The 11,966-nt window shown below is 39.1% G+C and carries 9 protein-coding genes, 1 pseudogene and 1 other annotated feature; of the genes and pseudogenes, 6 read left to right on the top strand and 4 right to left on the bottom strand.

All coding sequences use genetic code 11. The features are described from left to right. Positions 1-2 precede the first annotated feature (2 nt). The 3 genes from KFZ56_RS12730 (at position 3) to ccpA (ending at position 2,892) form a co-directional block, all read left to right on the top strand. Positions 3-455 (top strand): YtxH domain-containing protein, encoded by a 453-nt coding sequence (locus tag KFZ56_RS12730; protein ID WP_222642297.1) that lies wholly within the window; start codon positions 3-5, stop codon positions 453-455. A 238-nt stretch (positions 456-693) separates the two neighbouring features. Beyond that, the gene (locus KFZ56_RS12725; protein ID WP_222642296.1) at positions 694-1,770 is read left to right on the top strand and encodes a bifunctional 3-deoxy-7-phosphoheptulonate synthase/chorismate mutase; all 1,077 of its coding nucleotides are present in this window, start codon (positions 694-696) and stop codon (positions 1,768-1,770) included. Positions 1,771-1,896: 126 nt separating this feature from the next. After that, entirely contained in the window at positions 1,897-2,892 is a 996-nt protein-coding gene (gene ccpA, locus KFZ56_RS12720; RefSeq protein WP_222642295.1) for a catabolite control protein A, read from the top strand. Between the two features lie 639 nt (positions 2,893-3,531). Here ccpA and KFZ56_RS12715 read toward each other — a convergent pair. From KFZ56_RS12715 to KFZ56_RS12700, 4 genes are all read right to left on the bottom strand, one after another. Further along, positions 3,532-4,689, bottom strand: coding sequence for an acetoin utilization protein AcuC (locus tag KFZ56_RS12715; RefSeq protein ID WP_222642294.1), 1,158 nt, complete (start codon positions 4,687-4,689; stop codon positions 3,532-3,534). Beyond that, the gene (locus tag KFZ56_RS12710) at positions 4,686-5,336 is read right to left on the bottom strand and encodes an acetoin utilization AcuB family protein (RefSeq protein ID WP_222642293.1); all 651 of its coding nucleotides are present in this window, start codon (positions 5,334-5,336) and stop codon (positions 4,686-4,688) included. The genes KFZ56_RS12715 and KFZ56_RS12710 overlap by 4 nt, the downstream gene beginning before the upstream one ends. Beyond that, complete coding sequence (locus KFZ56_RS12705) at positions 5,337-5,990, bottom strand: GNAT family N-acetyltransferase (protein ID WP_222642292.1); 654 nt, start codon at positions 5,988-5,990, stop codon at positions 5,337-5,339. It lies immediately after the preceding gene. Positions 5,991-6,133: 143 nt separating this feature from the next. Then, positions 6,134-8,722: a transglycosylase domain-containing protein gene (locus KFZ56_RS12700; protein ID WP_222642291.1), complete on the bottom strand. Its 2,589-nt coding sequence runs from the start codon at positions 8,720-8,722 to the stop codon at positions 6,134-6,136. Positions 8,723-8,837: 115 nt separating this feature from the next. Then, positions 8,838-9,041, top strand: a binding site (T-box leader). Positions 9,042-9,097: 56 nt separating this feature from the next. On the opposite strand from KFZ56_RS12700, the gene tyrS reads away from it, so the two are divergent. The 3 genes and pseudogenes from tyrS to KFZ56_RS12685 form a co-directional block, all read left to right on the top strand. Further along, the gene (tyrS, locus tag KFZ56_RS12695) at positions 9,098-10,369 is read left to right on the top strand and encodes a tyrosine--tRNA ligase (protein WP_222642290.1); all 1,272 of its coding nucleotides are present in this window, start codon (positions 9,098-9,100) and stop codon (positions 10,367-10,369) included. A gap of 210 nt (positions 10,370-10,579) precedes the next feature. Beyond that, positions 10,580-11,080 carry a PTS sugar transporter subunit IIA gene (locus KFZ56_RS12690; RefSeq protein ID WP_222642289.1) on the top strand — a complete coding sequence of 167 codons (501 nt, stop codon included), beginning with the start codon at positions 10,580-10,582 and terminating at the stop codon, positions 11,078-11,080. Positions 11,081-11,155: 75 nt separating this feature from the next. Next, positions 11,156-11,563 (top strand): annotated as a pseudogene (locus KFZ56_RS12685) (PTS transporter subunit EIIC); the annotation flags it as partial. Positions 11,564-11,966 lie beyond the last annotated feature (403 nt).

Below are 11,966 nucleotides of genomic sequence, written 5' to 3'. Positions count from 1 at the left end.
AAATGGGAGAGAATAACAATAGCAATAATAATGACACAAATATTAACAGCAAGGACTTTATGATTGGTACGCTGATAGGTGGTGTCGTAGGCGCAGCTATAGCTTTAGTATTTGCACCGAAATCTGGAAGAGAATTAAGAGGAGATATTAACGAAGGGGCACAACAAGTAACTCATCAGGTGAAGGACCGTGCCTACGATATTAAAGATATCGCACAGGAAAAAGGTGCAGATTGGAAAGAAAAAGCCTACACGACTGGTTCTGATTTAAAAAGAAAGGCGATGGATACAACATCGGAACTAACAAAAAATGCCTCTAAAAAAACAAAAGAGTTAACAGAATCTGTACAGGGAAAATTACAAGAAAAACGTAATAAAGAAGATGAAGCTTTACAAGCTGCTGAAAATGTTGCAGAAGCAGTGGAAGATGCTGCTAAGGAGTTAGAAGAAAAATAAAAAATAAAATTAGGACAGGCAGCGGTGCATAACACGGTGCCTGTTTTTTTGACAGTTAAGAAAGTATAACTACCTTCTTACTGCATAAGTGCAACTAAGGCATTTGCTCAAAGCGTGGCAAATGCCAAGTTTTCTAATAGTTAAATCGACAAATTTTAAAATTTTTGATGACAACCAAGCAATTTTTCTATATAATAGTGACTATTATTAAAAAATTTGAAACAGGGGGTATAGGAAAATGAGCCAAAATGAAATGGATCTATTAAGAGAACAGTTGGATGATGTAAATCTGGAAATATTGGAACTGATCAATCGTCGTGCAAAGCTTGTGCAGGATATCGGCCAGGTGAAAAGTAAACAAAGCATGAATCGATTTGACCCGGTACGGGAAAGAACGATGTTAAATCAAATAACCACACATAATGATGGACCTTTTGAAAACTCAACAATTGAACATATTTTTAAGGAGATTTTTAAAGCAGGTTTGGAGTTGCAAATGGATGATCACCGTAAAGCATTGCTTGTCTCAAGGAAGAAGAAGCCAGAAGATACAGTCGTTGACGTAAAAGGTGTTCAAATTGGAAATGGCAGCACCCAATTTGTTATGGGGCCATGTTCTGTTGAAAGTTACGAACAGGTATCAAGTGTTGCAGAGGCTGTAAGTGAGCAAGGAATTAAATTATTACGCGGTGGAGCCTTTAAACCAAGAACATCGCCATATGATTTCCAAGGGCTGGGAGTAGAAGGACTGGAAATCTTAAAGCGTGCTGCAGATGAGCATGATTTAGCTGTTGTTAGTGAAATTATAAATCCTGCACATATCGAACAAGCACTGGACTATGTGGATGTTATTCAAATTGGCGCGCGCAATATGCAGAACTTTGAATTGCTAAGAGCCGCAGGAGATGTAGATAAGCCAGTTTTACTGAAACGAGGTCTTTCAGCTACGATATCTGAATTTATCAATGCTGCAGAGTACATTATCTCCCGTGGAAACAAAAATATCATTTTATGTGAACGAGGTATTCGAACGTATGAAAAAGCGACCAGAAATACATTAGACATTTCTGCTGTACCTGTCTTAAAACAAGAAACTCATTTGCCGGTTATGGTTGATGTGACGCATTCAACAGGAAGACGGGATTTATTACTTCCTACTGCTAAGGCCGCACTGGCAATCGGAGCAGATGGTATTATGGCTGAGGTTCATCCGGATCCGGCAGTTGCTCTTTCAGATTCAGCACAGCAAATGGATATTCCAACGTTCAATACGTTTATTGAGGCTTTAAATAATATGCAGCAACGTTTAAAATAGGGGTAAGGCTGGTCATCCTAGGATGTATCAGCCTTAAATTTTTTGTAATTTTTCCTTTGATAGCGTATCATATAGAAAATGGAGACGTTAACTTTAGGAAATAAATATTATAGGAGGAAAAGTAAAATGACAATAACAATATATGATGTAGCAAGAGAAGCAAACGTATCAATGGCAACAGTCTCACGGGTGGTTAATGGAAACCCGAACGTAAAACCCACGACTCGTAAGAAAGTGTTAAATACAATCGAGCAATTAGGATATCGTCCAAATGCAGTAGCAAGAGGGTTGGCAAGTAAGAAAACCACGACAGTAGGGGCGATTATTCCTGATATATCCAGTATCTTTTTTGCGGAATTAGCGAGAGGGATAGAAGATATTGCAACAATGTATAAATACAATATGATTTTGAGCAATTCGGATCAAAACAAAGACAAGGAATTGCAGCTGATCAATGCGATGCTTGAAAAACAAGTGGATGGTATTTTGTTCATGGGAGGTAATATAACAGAGGAACATGTAAACCAATTCCAAAGTTCTTCCGTACCTGTTGTACTAGCAGCCACATATGATGAGAGTGGGGCCATTCCGTCGGTAAACATTGATTATCAAGAAGCAGCATATGAAGCAACAAAATTCCTGATTGATAATGGAAATGAGCACCCGGCATTTATTTCCGGACAAGCAGATACACAAATTAATCAGCAAAAATATAACGGCTATATGCGTGCAATAGAAGAGTCATCGGCTGTAATTAACGAAGATCTGATTATTAAAGGCGAATACACGTATGATTCCGGTATAGAAGCGGCACAGGAGCTTTTAAATTCACCAAACAAACCCACCGCCATATTTGTGGCATCTGATGAAATGGCATTAGGTGTAATCCACGGAGCACAAGATATGGGGTATAACGTACCAGATGATGTTGAAGTAGTAGGGTTTGATAATACAAGGTTGGCTTCGATGGTACGTCCAACGTTATCTACAATCGTTCAGCCAATGTACGATATCGGAGCAGTAGCCATGCGGTTATTAACAAAATATATGAATAAAGAGGAAGTTACTGACAAAAAAGTCGTTTTACCGCATCGAATTGAAAAAAGAAACTCAACAAAATAAATGTAATGCCGATATAAAGAGTAACTTCTTTATAGGGGAGAAATATATATGAAGAAAATAGATATATTGACTCCTGTCGGCATTACGTTAGATCTTATTATGTTTATGATCGTGGTCGGTGAATAAGCACCTGTACGAGGAATGAAAGGTCATTGTTCAAACCATATGGAAAATGAGAAACTTCAAATGAATGTGACGCTTCAACAGCATTACTGGATCATAGTGATGATACGCAAAATTAAGAAAACATATACAAACATTAATGGACGATATTGAAAAATACTTAGATGAACATGATCTAAATAATTTGATATCCACGGACAGAACAGAGCGATTAGTACTGCAGGAACTTATATAAATACTCATTCAGAGAATAAAAGGTCAAAATAGCATAGTCGAGATTGTGATATTAGATCATGGAAGAGGTACAGAGAAAGGGGCTGACACTCAGTAGTCCCCTCTTGTTATAGCAAGGAAGTCTGGCTAAGATTGCGACGTCTAGGGACTACGCATAAATGCTCCCCCTACCGAAGCCATTTGGGATTGCGCATAAATGCTCATCCCACCGAAGTCATTTGTCGCAATTCTGCACTGACCATACATCCTATAGCCCTTCCGTCTGAGCTGGCGTCTTTGCATTTATTTAATAGGATTTGTATACTTGAGCAAATTTTGCAGGAGCTTCCCGTTTTTTTCGGTTATGTCCGCTTTTCTTGGAATCGTTGGAACGATATCGCTATGGTCTTGCCATTTTGCTGGTAATGTAACGGGCGATTTCTCTTGCCATTTTTTTAACCAGGTCACAGGGATATTTCCTTTCGCTGGTTTTCCAGTTTTCATCACATTCCAAACCTGCGCCCATGCACGGGGGACTACTCTCCAAATATCATAACCTCCGCCGCCTAATGCAATCCATTTTCCATTACAGTACTGATGGGCTAATTCATGGGCTAATGCTGGTATCCTTTCATAGATATCCATGGTTGCGCATAAATGGGTTAATGGATCAAAACAATGGGCATCCGCACCATTTTGCGTTATGATTACGTCCGGTTTGAAAAATGCTGCAATCTCTTTAAAGGCAGTTTCATATCCCTGCAAGAAAGATTCATTTTCAGTGAAAGCGTCAATAGGTAGGTTAAATGCATAACCATGACCTTCTTTAATACCTCGTTCATTGACATTTCCTGTTCCGGGAAAGAGATATCTCCCGGTTTCGTGTATTGAAAATGTGCAAACATTCGGGTCATCATAGAAAGCCCATTGCACTCCATCTCCATGATGGGCATCTGTATCAACATATAAAACTTTCAAATCATATTTTTTTCGAATGTATTTAATAGCTACTGCACCGTCATTATAGATACAAAAGCCAGACGCTCGTCGATTAAATCCATGGTGGAGACCACCTCCCACATTGACAGCATGGTAGAAATCTCCTTCCAATACAGTATCCACCGCTGTCAAGCTGCCACCAACCAAATAAGCAGATGCTTCATGCATCCCTAAAAACATCGGTGTATCTTCAGTTCCTAATCCGAACTCCAATCCTTCATTTTCGCTTAAATGGCCCTTACTGGCTTTTTTAAGGGCTTCAATATATGCGCGATCATGAAAAAGGGCCAATTCATTTTCTGTGGCCATTCGAGGTTCTACAATCTCATTTGGATGTAATTGATTTGCAGCCTCTACTAATTCTTTTGTTAATATGACCCGTTTCTGATCAAAAGGATGATCCGGATGAAAATGATAGTTTAGTAATGCGTCTGAGTAAATAAAAGCAGCCTTACCTGTCATAGTTTTGGCTCCGAGATATTATTTGGCCACATTAATTCAAATCCAGCATTTCTTAAATCGTGTATGACAGGCATTGGATTCATTGTTTGAATACGAAATACCAGTATTTTAAACCTTGGATCATCTGTACATGGATAGACCAATACAGAAATAATATTTGCTTTTCTTCCCCCTATGATAGATGTTACTTCAGGCAATATACCAGGCTGGTGTGGAACTTTTACTTCTATATGGGAGCCTTGTACGTTGGTTCCCGTCAATTGTATTAATGTATCCAGCATATCTTTTTCAGTAACCATTCCTACAAGGATATTTTCTTTAACAACAGGGAGCGCAGCAAATTCCTCGTCATAAAATATACGAGCAATTTCCTCTACAAAGTCAAGTGGATGAATGGTTACAACCGGGCTGCTCATGATGGATTGGATATCATTTTCCAGTTCACTTTTATCCGCATCTCTATAAAAAATGGAAGGACTGGCATCACGTACATCCCTGTCAGAGACAATACCTACAATGTTAAATGTCTCATTTACAATAGGAATATGTCTGATCCGGTGTTTCTGTAATAGCTGTAATGCCTCAGCTATTGATGCCGTAGGTGATAAGGTAATGATTTGTGTTTTCATAATTTCTTCCACTAGCATTTAAAACCCCTCCCTCATATGTCGGTTTTGCTCTCTCCCTAGAAATCGAAGTTGATCAAATTGCTTGATTGATTCTTCTGATACATTTTCTCCAATTCGCACCATCAGACAGTTTGCTGGATGAGATATGATTTCAGGGTCATCGGTAGGTGCCGGTGAAAGCCCTCCTGCAGCCATCATTTTTTCCATCACTTTACGATAGTCCCAAATGCTTAATTTGGTTTGTTCCAAGTCCCAGTGCCAGTAATATTCTGTTGAGATAACGATATAATTTTCCATGTAATCATCTCTCATAGAAACGTTTAACAATCCAGAAGCAATCCCTGCGCCACGGTAGTCAGCAATGACCTCAATAGCTCCTAATTCAAGTAAATCATCCATGCGAAATGTTGACCATCTTTCTAAAGGATCCGGGTGTATATATGTAACATATCCAATAATCGTATCCTCTGTTCTCGCAATGATAATGCGTCCTTCCGGGAGATCAGCAATGTTTAACAATGCCTCAAATTGCTTCTTTGCAGGGCGGAATGCAATGAGATCTTCATGAAAATCATACTTTTTTAATGTTTCCCGATTCAATGGGCCCTCCATTGTAATCCGTTCACTAGCAGTTTCACGTATTAAAGAATGGTAGGTCTTTGTATGCTTCATTATTTCACCACCTGTAGAGGAATTAATGCGCTTTCACATTCATTATACAGCATATTTGATTGAAATTTTAGTGATTCGAGAAAAAAATAAAATAAAAAAGAAGGGGAGGGGCCTGGAAATCGGCCTTGCCTCCCATTTTACTTTTATTCATCGTCTTCATCATCTTCATCATTATCATCATCGTCATTGTTCCCATCGTCATCGTTATTATCGTTTTCATCTTCAATTTGATCTTCCTCAATCAAATTCTCCCCGGTAGGAAAACCGATTTTTTCCCATCGCTCTCGATTTGTACGTGGATAAAGTTCTGTAATATCATTTAGCCGGTCGTAGTTATTTTGTTCTAGGAATTCAGGATTGAAAGTAATTCCATTACCTTCAACAAACTCACTGGATGTATCTGAGTCATTTTCATTTACCGTTACATTGCTTCCAGCTCTTATCAGACTATCGTCGGTTTCTTCCGGTACAAATTTTTTATTAAATAAATCGGTTTGAACAAGGCCAACTTCTTCACAGAGGTCTGAAGGGAGCATTCCGGATATTAAACAATAACTTTGTTCAACGACACCATCAGGCTGCTCGAAGGATGATGAAGGATTAATTAAATCTGGATTTCTTTCTGCAGCACCATTTATCAGCTCTGCCCAAAATTGTTGTACCCTGTAGCTATAGCCCTGAGGGTCTGATGAACGGTATAGGGAATCCGGTATGTCATAGCCCATCCATGTTCCAAACGTTACATTTGGATTCGTTGCTACAAACCAAGCATTCTCCCAATCTTGTGAAGTACCAGTTTTGCCAGCCCAATCAACGCTCGTGTTTGCCAGTTGGCTGTTAACATGAGTTCCTGTTCCATCGTCCATAACATCTCTTAAAATATCTATCGTTAAATAATTTGTTTCCGGAGAGAATACATCTTCTGTTTCATTTTCGTGTTCATAAATGGTTTCTCCATCTTTCGTTGTTATTTTATCAATCATATAGGCATCAGCGAATTGTCCATTGTTTCCAAAAGTGGCAAAGGCATTTGTATTTTCCTCTAAGGTTACACCAGTGGTAGTGCCTCCGATTGATAATGATGGATTCTCGAATTCCTCATCTGCTATGGTTGTAATTCCCATCTTTTTAATATATTCACCTGGGTCATCTTCTATCATTTGAGAATAAATCCTGGCTGTGGAAACATTATAGGAATTAGATAATGCTTTTCGCGCCGGAATTATACCATAATGTGCACCGCTGTAGTTGCTTGGTTCCCATTCTTGTGGACCAATTGGCAGATCGACATCAGCAATTGGTGATCCCGGCTGAATGATACCCTTTTCCATTGCTGGAGCATAAACCAGCAGTGGTTTAATCGTACTGCCATTTGATCTAACTGCATTAGTAGCATAATTTAGCTGGTTATCTTCATTGTATTCGCGGCCCCCAACAAAACTAATAATTTTGCCTGAGCTATTTTCTATTAATATACCGCTTGCTTGCACTTGTTGTGTGATCTCAGTCTCTTCCCCGTTTTCTAGTTCAACCGTTGTTACTGTATCAGGTCCAAAGTTATCAAATTTCTCCGTGATTTCTTGCATGGTATCAAAAATATCCTTATCGATCGTGGAGTGAATTTGATATCCACTACGTCGCAGGTCACGCTCCGCTAATTCCTCATATTCCTTCCTAAGATCTGCATCATTATTCAGATCCTCAGAGGTATAACCATCTTCATTCGCAATATGTTTCATAATAATATCTGTTGCTCTATCCTGTAATTCAAAGGTAAGGGATGGATATTGTTCGATCGGTGATTGAAATTTATCAGCGAAATCTCCAACAATGTCATAATCAAGTGCTTCTTCGTACTCGCTGTTTGTAATGTATCCTTCGTCATACATCCGTTGTAGCACAGATTTCATACGGTTCAGCCCAGCCTTTAAATCGTCTTCATCTTTTAGATCACCTTGATTGGAAAAAGGGGTGTAGGATGAAGGACTTTGAGGAAGCCCTGCTAAGTAAGCGGCTTGTGGTAAGTTAACCTCATCTGCGTTAAGGTTGAATATCCCTTTTGCGGCCGTTTGTATTCCGGCAATATTTCTACCAGAGGCATCACGGCCATATGGAACGATATTTAAATAAGCCTCCAGAATTTCACCTTTATCAAAAAATCGTTCCAAACGAAGTGCCAGCAGTATTTCCTTTGCTTTTCGTTCAAAGGAAACCTCATCTGTTAAAACCTGATTTTTAATAAGTTGTTGGGTTAACGTACTGCCACCTGACTGATTATCTGCATTTGTTGCTTCCTGTACGACTGCACGGAGAATTGCTTTTGGAACAACGCCTTCATGTTCATTGAAATATTCATCCTCGGTAGCGATTACCGCGTGAATTAATGTTTCAGAGATGTTTTCCAAATCAACTTCTTCGCGATGGAGATCTGAACGAATATCACCAAGAGACTGCTCATCTGCAAAATATAATTCCGATGTTTCTTCATAATTATATATATCCTGTTCCATAGATTCATAGCTTAATACAGGTTCATCCTTTACAAGGGAAGCGAAATATCCTGCACCAATACCACCAGCAAAAAATAAGCCAATGAATCCTATAATAAGAAAGAACAAGATAACATTCCAAGTTACATCATATGTAACCCGTGATGAGCGTTGGATATCGCCGGTAATCCAGGCTTTCTTTATTTTTTTCTTATATTTATGATATAATTGCTTAACGTCCAACTGAAAAACCTCCTATCATACCATGGTTAAATTATAGCATAATTGTATTTTGGTATATAGGGGAGTAAGTATTGCTTTTCAGATGGGAATATGGTATGAATATAAATAATAACTAAACCGTGCGTAGAAAGAATTAGTAGTTATGCATTTCCCTATTATAGAGAGCCGGCGGCGGGTGCAAGCTGGTATATATTTGCAGGCGAATTACAATCTGGAGCATTTTCTTTATCCTTAAAGAAACGGTGATAAACATCGTTAACAACCCCAAGTGGCACTTATGTGCAACAAGGGTGGTACCGCGTGTAAACTCGTCCCTTATTTTCAGGGAGGAGTTTTTTATATTGACTAAAACAATTAGAATGGAGTGTGAAGAGAATGGATATTTTGCAAGATTTAGAAACGCGTGGTTTAATTCAACAGACAACAGACTTTGAGGGGTTAAAACAACATTTATCAGCCAATCAGGTAACATTGTATTGTGGGTTTGATCCAACTGCAGATAGCCTGCATATAGGTCATTTGGTGCCAATTACGATGCTGAAGCGATTTCAAAAAGCTGGCCATAAACCGATTGCACTTGTTGGTGGCGGCACAGGCATGATTGGTGATCCCAGTGGGCGCACGAGTGAGCGATCTTTAAATGAAGACAGTGTCGTTAAAGAATACAGTGAAAAAGTAGAGCGGCAAATTGCCAGACTGGTTGAATCTGATAAAGGTGAAAATCCTGTTGTTGCCAGAAATAATCATGATTGGCTGGCAAGTATGACGGTCATTGATTTTCTGCGTGATGCTGGTAAACATTTCGGTATCAATTATATGCTGTCAAAAGAATCGGTTTCAGCACGTATTGAACAGGGAATTACATTTACAGAATTTAGTTATATGATTTTACAATCACTTGATTATCTCAAACTGTATGAACAGGAGAATTGTACATTACAAATTGGTGGTAGTGACCAGTGGGGAAACATTACAGCAGGGATGGAATTAATTCGACGTTCAAGGGAAAATGAGAATACGGACACAGAAGTTTTTGGTTTAACTGTCCCTTTAATTACAAAAGCAGATGGTACGAAATTTGGGAAAACTGCAGGCGGCGCTATTTGGCTAGATCCGGAAAAAACAACTCCCTATGAATTTTATCAATTCTGGTTTAATACAGATGATCGTGACGTGTTGAAATTCTTGCGTTACTTCACCTTTATTTCTGAAGAAGAAATACAGCAACTGGAAGATGAATTGATCAACCAACCGGAAAACCGTGCGGCACAAAAACGTTTAGCTGAAGAGATGACAAGGGATGTTCATAGTCAATCAGCGCTAGAGCAAGCGCAAAAAATATCTCACGCCCTATTTAGTGACGACTTGAAGCAACTCTCAGCCAGTGATATTGAACAAGGTTTTAAAGATGTTCCTACCTACCAGGCATCACATGAGGAAACAGGTTTGATTGATTTGTTAGTAAATGCCTCCATTTCCTCCTCCAAAAGGCAAGCTAGGGAAGATATCAACAATGGCGCGATTTATATTAACGGGGAAAGACAGCAAGATCTAGCGTACAAGCTAACTGCTGCTGATCGTGTGGAAGATAGATTTACTATTATTCGTCGCGGAAAGAAAAAATACTTCTTAATACGTTTTGAATAAAAACACATAAAGGGGGATTCTACAAACATTAGGTGAAAAACCAGATTTATTGTCGTTAGACATCTTACATGATAAGCTATATTTGGATAAAATAAATATTAATTGTATCAGGCATGGTGGTCTTTGAAAGTAATGCCTCCCATGCCTTTTCAAACAAATGCCTCGTATTAAAGAAGATCCACAGTTACTATAAGAAAGGAGATATCTGCCATGTTCAAAAATTGGTTCAAAAAGGAAAAGGAGGGGCAGACTGCAGAAATTTATGCACCTATTACCGGTGAAATTATTCCATTAGAGGAAGTACCTGATCCGGTTTTTAGTCAAAAAATGATGGGAGATGGTATAGCTATCAAGCCGTCAGAAGGAAATATTTATTCTCCGGTTAATGGTAAAATTGCTCAGATCCCGGAAACCAAACATGCTATCGGACTGCGCACGGAGGATGGAATTGAAATTCTGATTCATATAGGACTGGAGACAGTCACACTTAACGGAAAAAGCTTTAATGTTCATGTCAATACCGGAGATGAGGTATCTGTTGGTCAGCCATTGATGGATTTCGATTTGGAATACATCCAAAATAATGCAGAAAGTGATATTACCCCTATTGTTATCACGAATGAAAAGGAAATAGACAAAGCGTTCAAAATGACGGATGAAAAAGAAGGAAAGCTAGGAGAAACGATTATCATCACAGTCTCTAAAAGGTGATAACCAGCACATGAAATAAATGCATGATGCCTATATCAATAGGTATTATCTTTATATTATTTTGTAAGCGGATTCAATTCCATTTTCTGGTTTGACGTTGCAGGTATCAATGATATTGCTAACTTCTGGGCCAGTGAAGGGGAACAAGGTATTACCGGTCGTTATCAGGCAGGTTTTTACCCGATTATGATGTTTGGATTACCAGCAGCAGCGCTGGCAATGTATCATACGGCCAAAACGAAGCGGAAAAAGCAAGCTGCTTCTCTCTTAATGGCAGCTGCGTTCGCATCATTCTTTACCGGTGTTACAGAGGCGCTTGAATTCTCATTCATGTTCCTGGCTCCTGTATTGTATGTGGTACACGCAGCATTGACAGGTCTATCTTTATTTATTGCAGCAATGTTTGAGTGGACCGCCGGATTTAGTTTCAGTGCCGGCTTGGTTGACTACACGCTCAGTTTGGGTGTGCCGATTGCCAATCAGCAGATGATACAACAACATTAGAAAATTCTGTTAGGGTCGCGATTCTCCAAACTGGAGCACACCCCACATGATAAAGAAGACTTGCTGATTGCGGGCCATAGACAGAAGTAAAGTATTAACTTTGCCCCGTGGGTAAAATTACGGATGGTTTCGGCAAAAGCTTGGTCTAAACGTTAGCTTGCGAGTGAAAGCACATGTCGGATTGCTTGGAAAGGTAGGTCGACTAACTACAGCCTCATAGAACCCTTCTATCCTACATGAATGAGCACATTATGCAAAACGATGTACCATAGAATTATTTTATTCTACACGAATGAGCACATTTGCTATTTTCATACATACCATGGGTCCTGGTCCCTTTTCGGGCTCGTTGAATTTCGTTACGTACCGGAAAAGAGAGACT

Origin of the sequence: Virgibacillus sp. NKC19-3 (assembly GCF_019837165.1) — a bacterium.
In the GTDB taxonomy this organism is placed as follows: Bacteria; Bacillota; Bacilli; order Bacillales; family Amphibacillaceae; genus Virgibacillus_L; species Virgibacillus_L saliphilus.
This window is presented reverse-complemented; position numbering and strand designations above follow the sequence as displayed.